The following is a 15,328-nucleotide window of genomic DNA, read 5'->3' as shown; positions in this document are numbered from 1 at the left end:
TTCAGATTACAACTTAGAGGCGTGCGAGATAAATCGTTTTTCCTTTTTAGATTATCTAAACTTTTTGCGTAGTCCCCAAGTTTTGGAACTGATCCATTTTGCACCTGACTTAGTATTTCTATTTGAAGTTTTACGCAAAACAAAAAAAAAGACTTTAAATATAAAGTCTCTTTTGTAGCCCGTAGGGGAGTCGAACCCCTCTTACCAGAATGAAAATCTGAGGTCCTAACCGATAGACGAACGGGCCATCTACCAAACTGTAATAAATTACAGGGTTAGTATTTTTTGTTTTTATAAGTTTCAACTCTTATTTTAATTACCCGGTTAGTAGTAATTAAGTTTTGTAGCCCGTAGGGGAGTCGAACCCCTCTTACCAGAATGAAAATCTGAGGTCCTAACCGATAGACGAACGGGCCAACTATACTTATTAAGCTAGTTTATTAACGTGCTTAGTTAATTTACTTTTCAAGTTAGCTGCTTTGTTTTTGTGGATAATATTTTTCTTAGCTAATTTATCCAATAAAGAGATAACTTTTGGCAATTGCTCAGTAGCAGCAGCTTTATCTTCTTCATTTCTTAAAACTTTCAAAGCTGTTCTAGCAGTCTTGTGATAGTATCTGTTACGAACTTTTCTAACTTCGTTTTGTCTGATTCTTTTTAATGCTGATTTATGATTTGCCATATCGTTTAAATGTGAGTGCAAAAGTAAAGACTTTTTTAATACCAACCAAATTATTTTCCAATTATTTTAAAAATTTTTAATTTTCTTCGGAAAGGTACTGTTTAAGCTTGTCTATTGCTTGTTCTATTTTAAAATTTTCTTGTTCTTTATCTATTCTTTTGATAATATTTTCCAACATTATCATTGCGTTGTTCCATTCTCCAGTTGTGTTGGTAAAGGTTAGTCCGTCAATAGTAACTTCTAATGCTCCTCTTTCTCCACTCTTGTAAAGTTTGAAACTTATTTTATCATCTTTGCCTATAATCCCTTCTTCATTGATCTTTAAATCATAATTTTTAGGGTTAGAATGGATTTTATTAAAGAGCAACTTCGCTTCTTGTATTTTTAAATCCTGCATGATATAAAATTATTTGCTAAGCCTGTGCGGGAAATACATCCCAGAGACCTAAATAAATTAGTATTCATCATTTGCTTTTTCTTAGTTAAAAATAGAGTGCATTAAGGGTATAATGTTTTATCTATTTTCTTTTGCCTAAGAATAAATGCGAATGCAAAATTAAATAATCTTTTTTTAAATTCCTATAGCTAGATAAAATTGCTAATCAGAATACTTTATTTATGTAGTCTATAGGGGAATCGAACCCCTGTTGCAAGGATGAAAACCTTGAGTCCTGACCACTAGACGAATAGACCAAATTTTGAGGTTGCAAAAATAGGAATTAACTTTTGAACTTCAAAATTATTTTTTAGGTTATTTATATACTTTCTGAATGACTGTATTCTTAATTCCTTTGCTATCAAGTTCTTTCTGTAAATTTACAGCGTCTTCTAAAGTGTAAATTTTTCCATAAGTGTAGTAAAAAACACCATTATCTTTGTTTCTTTCCACATCTTTTAGCGTTTGTAGGATGAAAGAATTACCATTTAATTTTTCTCCAACATAGACTTCAATGGTATAATAGCCCATGCTTAATTTTTGATTTGGCATGAATCCTACGGCAAAAGCATTTCTAAATCCGGCATCTTTAGCTGTTTTAATATTAATATCTTTTACAGAAGACATATTAGTTACTCCGTAATAATATTTATATTGCCCGTTTTCTTTGATAGGAAGAATATAATTTAAGCCTTTTAATGCAGGATCTCCGTCATTATATTTAGTTGGAGCAGCCATTAATAATATTCTGAAATCATTCTTTAATGCTACTTCGGCTGGTTTTTCCGGCTCTATTTTTTTTGTAGAAGTAGCATATGCACCTCCTGATTTTCTGTCGACTGCTTTTTTGTATTCTATAATGGCATTATAAATACTCTCTGAAATTTCATCCTGACCTTTTTCTGATGCCAAATAATGACTTTCTTCCGCATGATTGATAAATCCTGTTTCAATAAGAACAGATGGCATTGCATTCATACGAAGAACGTGTAAGTTTTTTTGGAAAACACCTCTTGAGAATCTTTTGTCTTTATCTACAAAATTTCCTTCTACCAATCCGCCTAAAAGAAGACTGGATTCCAAATATTTACTTTGCTGTAGTTTTAGGGCAATTAAAGATTCTGGTGAGCTTGCATCATAAGAACCAAAGGTCTGCTTATCTTTTTCGTCTAAGAAAATTACATCATTTTCTCTTTTAGCCACCTCAAGGTTGGTGTCATTCTGGTCTGGTCCCTGAACATAAGTTTCTGTTCCGTAGGCTGTAGATCTTGTTGCTGAATTACAGTGAACGGATACAAAAAGATCTGCTTTGCTTCTGTTGGCTAAATTTGTTCTGTCTGAAAGAGAAGGGTATTCATCATATTTACGAGTGTAAATTACTTTAAAGTCTTTATTTTTCTCAAGCATTCTTCCAACTTTTAGCACAATAGCAAGGGTTACATCCTTTTCTGCGAGTAAGCCAATGTCTGAGTAGGATCTTTTGGCTCCTGAATCACTTCCTCCATGTCCAGCATCTAAAACGATGGTGAACTTCTTTTGTGAGAATATAAAATTGCTCAATAAAATAAGGAGAAATGATAAAATTATTTTAAAATTTTGTTTGTACATCTTACAGTTTTAAAAATTATACTAATTTTGAGCCTTAATTATATATAATAAAATTGGCCAAAACCGTCCTCAAAAATATATTACAAATTTCAATTATCCTAATTTTTAACAGTTTTTTAGCACAGGAAACGTCTGAGAAATTGCCTAAAAATGCGGTTAATGATACTATTTCCAAAAAGGATACCATTGTTGTAAAAAAAGAGTCTTTAGATGATATTCTTCAGACTAAGGCAGATAATATCCGTAGAGACTTCCCTAAAAAGATGATTTACCTGAACAAAAAAGCTCAGGTGAAGTATCAGGATATGCAAATTGATGCAGATTATATCTCTATAGATGAGAAAAAAAGTCTTGTCTATGCAAGAGGTAAGCTAGATTCTTTAGGGAAAATTATAGAACCTGTTATTACAACACAGGCAGGGAAAAAATATGAAACAAATGAGTTTCATTATAATACCAAAACAAAGCAAGCTGTTGCTTATAATGCTCGGACTGAGGAAAGTGAAGGGGTAATTATTGCAAAAAAGACCAAGAAATATAGCGATTCTGTCTTTGCAATGAAAAACGCAATGTATACCACTGATGAGTATTTTATTAAGAAAAAAGATACGGCAGCGGATTATCATATGCTGGCTTCCAATATCAAATTAATTAAGACAAAAGAGAAATCTCAGATTATTACAGGGCCTATTCAGTTATATATTGAGCGGGTTCCTACTCCTTTAATTATGCCATTTGCTATTTTACCGTTTTCTTCTAAAAGATCAGCAGGTATTTTGATCCCGAGTTTTGGGGAAAGGCAGGATGTAGGATTCTTTTTGAATGGAATAGGATATTATCAGCCAATAGGAGAGCATTTTGATCTTAAGGTACTTGCCGATATTTATACGAAAGGGAGCTGGGATATAAGACCCGAAATGAATTATATGAAAAAGTACCGTTATTCCGGGAATTTCTCAGCGGATGTCGGAACAATGGTGAGAGGGATAAAAGGGTTGGATGATTATAATAAAAACAGCACGTATAGAATTGCCTGGAGACATACACAAGATACAAAAGCAAATCCATTTCTTAATTTCTCTGCTTCAGTAGATGTTGTAAGTACTAAGTTTTATAATAATACGCTGAATAACAATTATATATTAAATCAAAACGTATTAAATACCCAGCAGAACTCAACAGTTACGCTTACGAAAAGGTTCTTGAAGCTACCTGCTACCATTACGGCAACCACTTCTTATTCTCAGAACTTTGCTACAGGAACGTCTGATTTGCGTTTGCCTCAGATGAACGTTGCCATTAATCAGTTTTATTTATTTAAGTCAAAAACAGGTGTAAGAAGCGGACTGTTGGAAAACATTACCGTAAATACAGGACTTAACTTAACAAACTATGTGCAAACTAACGAAGGTGAACTTTTCAAAAAGGAAATGTGGGACAAATTGCAGACTGGACTTAAAAATAATATCGCACTAGGAACTAATACCACTGTTGCAAAATATTTTACTTTCAGTTTAGGGGCTAATATTGATAATGCATTAACTACAAAAACAATTAAGAGATTTTATGATCCTGTAGCTAGTAAAGATATTACTGAAACTGATAAAGGAATTGCGGGATATTCTACATTCTCTTCAACAGCAAGTATTCAAACGACGCTTTACGGAATGATGAAGTTCAAAAAAGGTTCTACTATTGAAGCAATCAGACATATGATGACGCCAAGTATTGGATTCACCTATTCACCAGATTTTGGAGGTTCGGGTTATGGATACTATAAGAACTATTACAATGCTTCTGGAGCTTTAACACCTTATTCAATCTTTGAAGGAGGAATTGTAGGGAGTCCTACAAGTGGAATGGTAGGAGCATTAGGATTTAATATTGGAAACAATATTGAAATGAAAGTAAAGTCTAAAAGTGATTCTACAGGAGTGAAAAAGGTGAAATTATTTGAGTCATTAAACCTTTCAGGAAGTTATAACTTTGCGGCAAAAGATCACCCTTGGTCTATTTTAACAATCAATGGGCAGTCTTCTTTCTTTAATAATAAATTGAGTGTAAATACAAGTCTATCATTAGATCCATATAAAATTATCTACCTTCCGGGACAGGATACAGGAGGTATAAGAACAGAAGATTTTGGTCATTTTAGTGTACAAGGTTTTAATGTTCAGCTATCTTACCCTTTAAGCAGTGAGATTTTTGGACAAAAAACAGATTATGCTAAAAAATATAAATCTAAAGGAGAAATAAGAAATGAGAATTATTATTTTGATGATGATAATTATGCTCGTTTCGATCAGGCATGGACTTTGAATGTGAATGCCAATTATGCCTATACAAAAACTTCGGGTAATAGAATTCCTACAAGAATGGCTTCAGTGGGGCTTGATGGTAGTGTTAAATTAACTCCTTTCTGGAATATCAATGGAAGTACTCACTATGATATGGTGACGAAAGAATTGGCTTATACAAGGATTGGTTTCTCAAGAGATCAACGAAGTTTTACCATTAATTTTAACTGGGTTCCTTTTGGACAATATAAGGTATATGACTTCTTTATTGGGATAAAAGCTAATATCTTAAGTGATGCGCTGAAGTATAAAGACAGAAGTTTCACACAGCCAAATCCTCCTTTCTAAATATCATATTGATATTTGAATATAAATTTTATATTTGCAACCAAAATAAATTCTAATGAAATCACTGTGGAATACAACTCTAACAAATCTTTATAGAAGCTAGTGATTGCATATGATTTTAGAAAAAAATAAATAGTAACGACATATGAAAAAAGTAATCAACACAGTGAATGCTCCTGCAGCTATCGGACCTTATTCTCAGGCAAATCTTGCCAACGGAGTATTGTATATATCTGGTCAGATCCCTGTAGATCCTGCAACTGGTAAATTGGTAGAAGGAATTGAGAAAGAAACGCACCAGGTAATGAAAAACCTTGAGGCAATTCTTACTGAAGCTGGAATGACATTTAAAAACGTTGTAAAAGCGAGTATTTTCCTTAAAAGTATGGATGATTTTGCTGTAATGAATGATATTTATGCGTCTTATTTGGATGCAGAAAGCTTTCCAGCTCGTGAAACAGTACAGGTTTCTTGCTTGCCTAAAAATGTTGATATTGAAATTTCGATGATCGCACATCAGGATTAATGAGTTTTATAAGAAATACATTAGCGGTTTTAGTGGGGCTCGCAATTGCCGGGCTTATCATTACCCTTGGTATAAGGGTTTTTCCGCAATGGGTTACTTTTGATGCTTTCGCTCCTTTTGAGCACTGGCAGAGGTTTCTTGAAAGCATGAAAAATGATGAAGCGTTCTTCGGTTTCTTATTGTTTATTTCCGGTTTGGGAACTACGATAGGAGGGGTGGCAACAGCAATCATCGTAAAATATGCTAAAGTGGCTTATGCTATTCTTATTGGGTTTATTATGTTGTTTATAGCAATGCTGGATGTTATTATTTTTCCTTATCATCCTACGTTCTATAAAATATCTATTTTCCTTACATTCTTTCCCTTTTCGTGGATCGGAGGTAAGATCGTAGAAGTCATTTATGAACGGAATAAGAAAAAGAGAATCGCTGAAAAAATGAATAATAAATCATAAAATAAAAAGCCGCTACAAATTTTGTAGCGGCTTTTCGTTGATATGAAAATAAATGTTTTGTTGAATCTTGATTAAGGCATTTTAAAGCCTTTCGTATACATTCTACCATACTCATCCACAAACTTCACTTGAACGTTTCCTTGGTATTTATCTAGGATTTTTTCAACGTCTTTTTGTGAGTTTACAGGCTTACCGTTAATCTCTACTACAATATAGTTGTCTACCAATCCAATCTTAGCGATCTCGCTTCCTTCAGATACGTTTTTAGCAACTACACCGCTATTCAAACCGTAGTCGGTTTTGAATTTTTCACTTAATGGTTCAAATTCAGCTCCAATTTTTTCGGTAACACTTAGTTCTTCTTTTGTTCTCGTAGAAGTTCCTCCTTTTTGATCTCTCAATGTTACTGTAGTTGTGCTCTCTTTACCATTTCTTGAATAAGTAACTTGTACTTTATCTCCAGGACGCTTGCTTCCGATAGCGATCGATAGATCGGCGAAGTCTGTAATGGCTGAATTATCTATTTTGGTGATAATATCTCCCATTTTAAGACCAGCATCTTCAGCACCACTCTTATCTCCGAATCCTGTTACATATACTCCTGAACCGGTTTTAATATTGGTCTTTTTCTGTTTGTTATACGCTGCAACCTGCATGTCATCAGAAAGATCTAGAGATTGAACTCCAAGGAATCCTCTTTGTACAATTCCGAATTTCTTGATGTCTTCAACTATTTTTCTAGCCAAATTAGCCGGAACTGCAAATCCATATCCTTGATAATAACCTGTTGTAGATTGGATTGCAGAGTTGATACCAATCAGCTCGCCATTCGTATTTACCAATGCACCTCCTGAGTTTCCAGGGTTAATGGCAGCATCTGTCTGAATAAAACTTTCAATAGGATTCGTTGCTTTCCCTTGGCCTCCTAAAATTCCGATTCCTCTTCCTTTAGCAGAAATAATACCTGCAGTTACAGTTGAATTCAATCCTAATGGATTACCTACTGCAAGAGCCCATTGTCCTACTTCAATATTATCAGAATTAGCGAAGTTTAGATAGGGTAGCCCTTTTTCTTCAATCTTTAATAATGAAATATCTGTGTTCGGATCTGTTCCTACTAAAGTTGCGATATAAGATTTTTTGTTGCTTAATACGACTTCCAGTTTATTGGCACCCGCTACAACGTGATTATTTGATATAATATAACCATCCGGAGAAATAATTACTCCTGAACCCATTCCTGAAGGCATATTGTCAGGTACTTGTTGCTGTGGCTTTTGTCTTTGTTGTCCTCTTCCGCCTCCGCCGAAAGGATCACCGAAAAAGAAGTCGAATAGATCTTGTTCGGATGCTCTTCCACCAGAAGTAGATGTTCTGCTTTGGTAATTCTTAATAGTTACTACAGCCGGAACCGTAGTTTTTGCTGCTTTTACAAAATCGTCACCTACAGCCCCAGTATTCATGCCGGCAAATGAAACATTTGAGGCAGATTTAAAATAGCCTTGGTCTTCATTATTAGAAGGATGACCGAAATATTGTATTGTGCCAACGGTAGTAGCTCCTGAGATAACTCCTACTACAGCAAATGGTAATAGTTTTTTTAAAGTACTCTTCATTGTATATCTTCTTTTGATTTTTAATTTATGTTTTATTGTAAACAAATTTAATGCTAAATAGGTAGTTGATTATTATGATATGTTTCAATTTTAACTAAAATTTAACAGGAATAGCAATTATTTATACATTATGTCGTAATTGTTAAAACTGGAATTAACAAAACTTAAAAAAATATTAAATAAAATAGTGACATTTTGTATGGTAAAGCTAGCATTATATTATGAATAACTGACAAAATTTCACACCTAAATGAGTTTTTTGAATAGCAATAATTTATCAATCATTACTAGCATTCTAGCGTTTGAGATTTTCATCAACAAATAGACTTAATTGAAAAATTACTATCTTTGCAAAAATACTTTTCTCACTTAAAACGTTTATAGCATGCAACTGTATAACACCTTAAGCGCAGAAGAAAGAGCTCAACTTATTGATGAAGCTGGTAAGGAACGTCTTACATTGTCTTTCTATGCGTATGCCAAAATTGAAGATCCCAAAAAGTTTCGCGACGAATTATTTATAGCCTGGAATGCACTGGATGCATTGGGTCGTATCTATGTTGCTCATGAAGGAATTAATGCTCAGATGAGTGTTCCTGCGGATCAATTTGAGGCTTTTCGCAATACCCTTGAAGTTTACGATTTCATGAAAGGAATTCGTTTAAACGTAGCGGTAGATCAGGACGACTATTCTTTCTTAAAATTGACTATCAAGGTTAGACATAAAATTGTAGCAGACGGTTTGAATGATGATTCTTTTGATGTTACCAATAAAGGTATTCACTTAAAAGCTCAGGAGTTTAATAATTTATTGGAAGACCCAAATACAATTGTGGTTGATTTTAGAAATCACTACGAAAGTGAAGTGGGGCATTTTGAAGGCGCTATTACGCCTGATGTAGAAAACTTCAGAGAAAGCTTACCTATCATCAACGAACAATTACAGGATTTTAAAGAAGATAAAAACCTGTTGATGTATTGCACAGGGGGTATTCGTTGTGAAAAGGCAAGTGCTTACTTTAAGCATCAGGGTTTTAAGAATGTTTTCCAATTAGAAGGCGGAATTATTGAATATACCCGTCAGATAAAAGAAGAAAATATTGAAAGTAAATTTATTGGGAAGAACTTCGTGTTTGACCACCGATTAGGAGAACGAATTACAGATGATATTATTTCACAATGCCACCAATGTGGAAAGCCTTGTGATAACCATACCAATTGTGCAAATGATGCTTGTCATTTATTGTTTATTCAATGTGATGAATGTAAAGCTACAATGGAAAATACATGTTCTACAGAATGTTTAGAAATTACACATTTACCGGTAGAAGAGCAATTACAACTAAGAAAAGGATTGCAGGTTGGAAACAAGGTGTTCAGAAAAGGGAAGTCCGATTCTTTGATATTTAAGAATTCAGGTGATTTACCAACTCAGCCCTTAGGAAAAGTAGCCGCTAAAAATATTCGCCAAAAGATAGCAGTTAAGAAAGTATTGGTTGGTAAAGGAGAACATTATTACTCAAAATCAAAAATTGCTCAGTTCTTAATTGAAAACAAAGAACTTTCAGTAGGAGATAGAGTATTGATTTCAGGCCCTACAACTGGTGAGCAAGAAATTACAATTACCGAAATTTATGCAAATGGAGGTCCTTGTGAAACGGCGAAAGTGGGAGATCAAATTACTTTTGAACTTCCGTTTAAAATTCGTTTGTCAGACAAATTATATAAAATTATAGAACCTTCTGAAAAAGCTTAATGAGAATGCTAAAAGCTGAACTTAGAAAAAAATATATGCAAAAAAGAAAAGCCTTGTCTTCTGATGAGGCTTTCTTGTTATCTAAAAGAATTTTTAACAACTTTATCCATTATTTCAAGCCTGTAAAAGGTCAGAAAGTACATGTTTTCATTCCGATTGAGAAGTTTAATGAAATTGACACTAAGATATTCATCAATTATTTTTTAGATCAAAATATCCGTGTTTTTGTGCCTAAGGTTGTGGATGAATTAATTTCGGTTGAAATATTTCCAGGTACAGAATTTGAAACGAGCAATTGGGGGATTTCGGAGCCTGTTTCTACTATAGATTCCGGAGAAACTCAGTTTGATTATGTAATTACCCCTTTGCTGTATTGTGATCCTAATGGAAATAGAGTAGGCTATGGAAAAGGTTTTTATGATGGCTTTTTTCAATCTATTTCACCTAGCTCAAAAAAAATCGGAGTTAATTATTTTAACCCCGATGAATATATTGATGATGTCTGGGAAAATGATATTCCCTTAGACTATTTAGTTACTTTTACTGAAGTACTGTCTTTCTTCAAAGGAGAAGAATAGAAGTTGAGGAAGTAAAATTTAAATTCTTTTTTAAATTTAATAGGGGTAGACATAAGGATGTATTGCGCATTTTTTTCAAAAGTACCCAATGATCTATTCTTGTCATCAAAGTATTCTACATCAAATTTGGCATAATCTAAAGTATCCTTTTTATAATAATCTTTATAAACAGATAAATTATTCACTTTTATGCTTTTTACCTTTAAGCTATCCAGTTCCCGGAATAACTTTTTGAATGTCAGGCTATCCGGTTTATGGAAATAGCTTCCCATTTGAGAATAGATAACCGTATCAATCTCGGTGTTCTTATTTCCTGATCCAGATAAATATAATGTAGACAGATCTAAAAGCTCCTGTACTTTTTGCTTGGTAATGAAGTTGATGGCCTGCGCGCTATCCATTTGTACTTCAGGATAGCTTTTTTTATTATTACTGTTTCTAAGTTTTTCAATATCACTTACTTCCGAGTTTTTTTTCTCGTTACAAGCTGCTAAAGTAAGAAGCGTTATTGCAAAAATTAAAAAATTATTTATTCTTTTCATCTGTACTTGCAATTTTAAATTTGATAGATATTATTTTCCCGTTCTCTTTTTTCATTTCTATTACACTTAAGTTTTTTAGAGAAGTTGTTGGGGTTGTTACTAAGGTAATATATTTTTGTTTATCTAAGGTTTCAATGCCATAGGTTGTATTATCGTATACCTGATAAATCGTAGCGTTATTGCTGATTAGGTTTTCGAGTTGCTTACGTTTCTGTTTCAGTTGCTCTGGATTACCATTGGCATCCTTTACAGAGAAGTAATTTACTGCCATTTTGTAATCATCCGGCTTTAGTTCTATCATTTCCTCTCCAGGCGCATTCTCCAAAGTTCTGTTTACCTCTAGATATTCATAGAAAGGCGCTCTGATTTCCATTTTTAGGACCTTATCTTTGGTAGAATATTTAAAACAGTCTCCCGGTTTTATTCTATAAAGAATTGGAGATTCATTTTCTTTAATAACTTTTATTTCTAATGTATTGATGACGGAAGTTCCTCTGTCTGCGTCCGTGAAACAATATTTATATTCTTTTAGAAAAATTTCATCCTTGAAACCTAGAATACCCGTTATTAGAATTAAAATAGAGGTTGCGAAAGCCCAAGCATTCTTTTTTAAGAAATTTTTCTTAGGTTTTATTGCTTCAGAATCTGATTGAATTTTTAATTTTTTGTTTTGATTAACTATTTGGTTTTCAGTAGTTGATTTTTGTAAATCAATGTTTTCTTGTGCTGTTTCTGCAGTTTTTTCAGGTTTATTCTTTGTTTTTGAAAAATTAGATAGACTTTCAAGAGTTTTTTCTAAATCTTCCATTTCTTCATCACTTAATTCCTGGTCTTGTTGTAGTAATTCTCCTGCAAAAAGATGTTGCTTTTTAAACTCATACCATGAGTCATAACCCGTATAAATACTCAATAAGTTGAGCATATCAATTCGGGGTAATTTTGTAACCGGAGAGTTTTTGAAATAGGTGTAAAAAGATTTTTCGCTAATGTTTCCTTTAGCTTTTTTACGAAGATCTTCCTGAAAATATATAATATCAATACCCTTCCATTTTGAAATATCATCATAGGAAGGTGTATATTCTTTCAAATATTGAGCTTGGACTTCTTTTTTGAGCTGCTCAAAATGTAATAGATCTAAATCTGTCAATTTTTAAATATAATTAAATTACTGATTATCAGTTAAGTTTATTTGTAAAACTATTTTACAAAGGTATTACAATTATTTTTCATAAACAACTTTTCTATCTGCTATACCTTTGTCTTGTTCAAATAACAGAACGAGAAAAATTTTAGAAAACAATATTAACAAAATTAAATTTAATTTATTATGAAAAAGTCATTATTCGTAGCTGCTATCGCTGCAATCTCTCTAGTTGCTTGTAAAAAAACTGAAGCTACTGCTACTGAAGGTACTGCTGATTCTGCTGCTGTAGCTGTTACTGATTCTGCTGCAACTGTAGCTGATTCTGCTGCAACTGTTGTTGATTCTGCTGCTTCTGCTACTGTAGGTGCTGCTAAAGATGCTGCTGCTGCTACTACTGCTGCTGGAGCTGATGCTGCTAAAGGTGCTGCTGCTGGAGCTGCTGATGCTGCTAAAGGAGCTGCTGATGCTGCTAAAGGTGCTGCTAAAGATGCTGCTGCTGCTACTAAAGAAGCTGTTAAGAAATAATTTTAGCTTACGCTTTAAAAATAAAAGAACCGGTTCACCTAGTGAATCGGTTTTTTTATGCTTTATATTTTATAAATAATTAGTAATTGGGGTCATCAGTAATTATATCCAGCAACTAACTATCAAAAAATATTATCCTTTCTTTTGTTTCAGAGCTTCATAGCAAGTAATCGCAACAGCATTACTTAAGTTTAAAGAATCAATACTTCCTGTCATAGGAATTAACGTATTCTTTCCTTTTCCTATCCAGAAATCACTAAGCCCCGAATGTTCAGTTCCAAATAGAACTGCTGATTTTTGAGTAAAATCTCTTTTATAAAGATCTTCCGAGCTTTCATCCATAATAGTTGTATAGATATTGAAGTGATTCTTCTGAAGAAATTCTAATGTTTCTTCATTTTCAGCCTGAAACACTTCCATTCCAAAAAGACATCCTACACTGGATCTTATGACATTAGGATTGTAAAAGTCTGTTTTGCCGTCTGCTACAATCAAGGCATCAATACCAAATGCTTCACAGCTTCTTAGAATAGCACCTAAATTTCCAGGTTTTTCTACTCCTTCAACAATAATTATACTTGAATTTTCTTTTGGCTTAAAGGTATCTAAATTGTTTTCTTTGGCTTTATAAATACCTATGATTCCTTCTGAACTCCCTCTGTATGCTATTTTTTCATAGACTTTATTACTAACAAGGTGTGTTTTTCCTTCTGGTATTTTTCCTTTAAATATGGTTTCACAGATGAAAAACTCTACTGCTTCAAAATCATATTTTTGGGCTCTTTCATTTTCTTGCTGCCCTTCAACTACAAAAACTTTTGATTTTTTACGAAATCTATTGTCAGTAAGTAGCTTAGTGACGTTTTTTATTTTATCGTTTTGAAAACTTTCTATCAACATCCTGCAAAATTATGCAAAATTTATGATTGAGCTTCTTTGGTTTTTATGAAAATATTGTTTGATGAACTAAAATGGAATGTTATTTTTTCTTTTAGAATAAATTATAATCGAAATCTTTTTTAAGAAGTAAAATTTTGGAAATGATAACTAAAGAATGTAATAGAGTAGATGATAATATATTTCATTCGTCTATTGCTGATATATCCTTATTTGTTATATCAGTCATATATTGACTTGGTGTAATACCCTCAAATTGCTTAAAGACTCGGTTGAAAGTTTCAGGCAATCAAATCACTGAAGTAAATATTTCTTGAAAGTTGAAAACGGAAAATCTATAAAGTTTATTATAAACTAGAGAAGGCTTAAAAGTCTGTGTGAAACCAATAAACGCTTATTCATTGAAAATATCTAATGTATTTTGTGAGTTATCTATTAAACTCTGTGGAAGATCTTTTTTATTTTTTATTCCTAAAGATTTTAGTTTCTGAGTTTGGATAATCAGATTATCATTTCCTGTAGAAAGTTGTTTGTAAGCATCGTTATAAACATTTTTTGCTTGGTCCAGATTTTTTCCAACTTTTTCAAGATTATCTACAAAACCTACAAACTTATCATACAACTTAGCTCCTCTTTCTGCGATTTCCATGGAATTCCTATTTTGATATTCACGTTTCCAGAGGTCTGCTATTAATTTTAATGAAGTAATTAGATTGCTCGGATTCAATAATAGAACCCTTCTTTCATAGGCGTAGTTCCAAAGATTTTGATCTGCCTGCATAGCTGCAATATAAGCAGGTTCGCTTGGTATAAACATCATCACAAAATCTAGAGATTTCCCGTAATCATCATATGCTTTTTGGCTTAATTGTGTAATGTGAGTTTTTATAGAAGATAAATGTTGATTCAGTTTAATAGCATAAATATCCTGATCTGTTTCATCTACTAATTCTGTAAAAGCAGTTAGAGATACTTTAGAATCTATGATGACGTTTCTTTCATCCGGATATTTTATAACTGCATCGGGGCGCATTTTTTTTCCTGAAAATTCTGAGAATAACGCTTTATTGTCTTCGTCACGAAGTTCATGCTCAAGAAAATATTCCCGTCCTTTTACTAAGCCAGATTTTTCAAGAATACTTTCAAGGATCATCTCGCCCCAGTTTCCTTGGGTTTTGCTTTCACCTTTCAATGCTCGGGTTAGTTTCTTGGCATCTTCAGAAATCTGTTGATTAAGTTCTGCAAGCTCTTTTACTTTTTCGGCAAGAGAAAAACGTTCTTTATTTTCCTTTTCATAAGCTTCATTTACTCTGTTTTTAAGATCAGCGATTTTCTCTTGAAAAGGTTCTAAGATTGATTTAAGATTGTTTTGATTAAGTGTGGTAAACTTTTCTGTTTTCTCTTCTAAAATTTTATTCGCTAAGTTTTCAAACTGTAATTTTGATTCTTCCTGAATTTTAGTGATTTCTCCTTTTTGAGTTTCAAGAGATTTTTGCATACTCTCATTAATAGCAGAAAGTTCAGCATTTTTAGCAAAAATAATTTGTTTTTCTGTAATCAAACGTTCAATTTGCCCAGTTAGTTTTATGTTAATTTCTTTATGCTCTAAAAACTGCGAATGTAAAGATGAATATTCTGCCGAGACTTTTGCAAGCTCATTCTTTTGATCATTTAATAGATCTGCTTGCAATTGGTTTTGTTCTTTTTCTTTATTGATGGTAAGCATTAATTCCTGAATCTTAAGTATAGAATTTTCCAGATCCGAATTGTTTTTAATCTGTAAGTTGTTCAGCTCATCATAAGAACGTCTTGAAACCATTGATGATTTCAATGCAAAATATAAAATTACTGCTCCAAGAATTCCCCCGGCAATAAATCCAATAATTAAATAAGTCATCTCCATATTACAAAATTATGA

General features: G+C 32.9%; 14 protein-coding genes and 3 tRNA genes. 6 read left to right on the top strand and 11 right to left on the bottom strand.

Annotation, left to right across the window (positions count from 1 at the left end; genetic code table 11):
- Positions 1 to 175 precede the first annotated feature (175 nt).
- The 6 genes from BUB80_RS20340 to BUB80_RS20315 form a co-directional block, all read right to left on the bottom strand.
- Positions 176 to 247: transfer RNA gene (locus tag BUB80_RS20340), tRNA-Glu, on the bottom strand.
- A gap of 97 nt (positions 248 to 344) precedes the next feature.
- Positions 345 to 416, bottom strand: a tRNA-Glu gene (locus BUB80_RS20335).
- Positions 417 to 427: 11 nt separating this feature from the next.
- Positions 428 to 682, bottom strand: a complete 255-nt coding sequence (rpsT, locus tag BUB80_RS20330; protein ID WP_073297050.1) for a 30S ribosomal protein S20 — start codon at positions 680 to 682, stop codon at positions 428 to 430.
- Positions 683 to 758: 76 nt separating this feature from the next.
- Positions 759 to 1,079 carry a hypothetical protein gene (locus tag BUB80_RS20325; protein ID WP_073297047.1) on the bottom strand — a complete coding sequence of 107 codons (321 nt, stop codon included), beginning with the start codon at positions 1,077 to 1,079 and terminating at the stop codon, positions 759 to 761.
- A 224-nt stretch (positions 1,080 to 1,303) separates the two neighbouring features.
- A tRNA-Glu gene (locus BUB80_RS20320) sits at positions 1,304 to 1,375 on the bottom strand.
- Positions 1,376 to 1,433: 58 nt separating this feature from the next.
- Positions 1,434 to 2,726, bottom strand: a complete 1,293-nt coding sequence (locus BUB80_RS20315; protein ID WP_073297044.1) for an N-acetylmuramoyl-L-alanine amidase family protein — start codon at positions 2,724 to 2,726, stop codon at positions 1,434 to 1,436.
- A gap of 53 nt (positions 2,727 to 2,779) precedes the next feature.
- Between BUB80_RS20315 and BUB80_RS20310 the strand changes: the two genes are divergently transcribed.
- The 3 genes from BUB80_RS20310 (at position 2,780) to BUB80_RS20300 (ending at position 6,352) form a co-directional block, all read left to right on the top strand.
- A complete protein-coding gene (locus BUB80_RS20310) occupies positions 2,780 to 5,371 on the top strand; it encodes a putative LPS assembly protein LptD (protein WP_083547304.1) in 2,592 nt (863 codons plus the stop codon).
- A 145-nt stretch (positions 5,372 to 5,516) separates the two neighbouring features.
- Positions 5,517 to 5,897, top strand: coding sequence for a RidA family protein (locus BUB80_RS20305; protein ID WP_054512082.1), 381 nt, complete (start codon positions 5,517 to 5,519; stop codon positions 5,895 to 5,897).
- Positions 5,897 to 6,352: a hypothetical protein gene (locus tag BUB80_RS20300; RefSeq protein WP_073297039.1), complete on the top strand. Its 456-nt coding sequence runs from the start codon at positions 5,897 to 5,899 to the stop codon at positions 6,350 to 6,352. The genes BUB80_RS20305 and BUB80_RS20300 overlap by 1 nt, the downstream gene beginning before the upstream one ends.
- Positions 6,353 to 6,423: 71 nt before the next feature.
- Here the strand turns inward: BUB80_RS20300 and BUB80_RS20295 are convergent, their stop codons facing one another.
- Positions 6,424 to 7,968 carry a trypsin-like peptidase domain-containing protein gene (locus BUB80_RS20295; protein WP_073297036.1) on the bottom strand — a complete coding sequence of 515 codons (1,545 nt, stop codon included), beginning with the start codon at positions 7,966 to 7,968 and terminating at the stop codon, positions 6,424 to 6,426.
- Between the two features lie 385 nt (positions 7,969 to 8,353).
- On the opposite strand from BUB80_RS20295, the gene trhO reads away from it, so the two are divergent.
- Both trhO and BUB80_RS20285 read left to right on the top strand, forming a co-directional pair.
- On the top strand, positions 8,354 to 9,724 hold the full coding sequence (gene trhO / locus BUB80_RS20290; protein WP_073297033.1) for an oxygen-dependent tRNA uridine(34) hydroxylase TrhO: 1,371 nt from the start codon (positions 8,354 to 8,356) through the stop codon (positions 9,722 to 9,724).
- Between the two features lie 5 nt (positions 9,725 to 9,729).
- On the top strand, positions 9,730 to 10,302 hold the full coding sequence (locus BUB80_RS20285) for a 5-formyltetrahydrofolate cyclo-ligase (protein WP_073297056.1): 573 nt from the start codon (positions 9,730 to 9,732) through the stop codon (positions 10,300 to 10,302).
- Here the strand turns inward: BUB80_RS20285 and BUB80_RS20280 are convergent.
- Positions 10,251 to 10,844 carry a hypothetical protein gene (locus tag BUB80_RS20280; RefSeq protein ID WP_073297030.1) on the bottom strand — a complete coding sequence of 198 codons (594 nt, stop codon included), beginning with the start codon at positions 10,842 to 10,844 and terminating at the stop codon, positions 10,251 to 10,253. The two genes, BUB80_RS20285 and BUB80_RS20280, sit on opposite strands and share 52 nt — an antisense overlap.
- Positions 10,828 to 11,991: a hypothetical protein gene (locus BUB80_RS20275; protein WP_073297027.1), complete on the bottom strand. Its 1,164-nt coding sequence runs from the start codon at positions 11,989 to 11,991 to the stop codon at positions 10,828 to 10,830. The genes BUB80_RS20280 and BUB80_RS20275 overlap by 17 nt, the downstream gene beginning before the upstream one ends.
- 180 nt (positions 11,992 to 12,171) lie before the next feature.
- Here BUB80_RS20275 and BUB80_RS20270 point away from each other — a divergent pair, with 180 nt between their 5' ends.
- Positions 12,172 to 12,513, top strand: coding sequence for a hypothetical protein (locus tag BUB80_RS20270; RefSeq protein WP_073297024.1), 342 nt, complete (start codon positions 12,172 to 12,174; stop codon positions 12,511 to 12,513).
- Between the two features lie 132 nt (positions 12,514 to 12,645).
- On the opposite strand, the gene BUB80_RS20265 is transcribed toward BUB80_RS20270, so the two are convergent.
- The gene (locus BUB80_RS20265; protein ID WP_073297022.1) at positions 12,646 to 13,413 is read right to left on the bottom strand and encodes a TrmH family RNA methyltransferase; all 768 of its coding nucleotides are present in this window, start codon (positions 13,411 to 13,413) and stop codon (positions 12,646 to 12,648) included.
- A 391-nt stretch (positions 13,414 to 13,804) separates the two neighbouring features.
- Positions 13,805 to 15,313: a DNA recombination protein RmuC gene (gene rmuC / locus BUB80_RS20260; protein WP_394334059.1), complete on the bottom strand. Its 1,509-nt coding sequence runs from the start codon at positions 15,311 to 15,313 to the stop codon at positions 13,805 to 13,807.
- Positions 15,314 to 15,328 lie beyond the last annotated feature (15 nt).

The sequence above is a fragment of the Chryseobacterium polytrichastri genome (assembly GCF_900142445.1).
Classification (GTDB): domain Bacteria; phylum Bacteroidota; class Bacteroidia; order Flavobacteriales; family Weeksellaceae; genus Chryseobacterium; species Chryseobacterium polytrichastri.
Note: the sequence above shows the minus strand (reverse complement) of the source record. Positions and strands in the feature narration are given on the sequence as shown.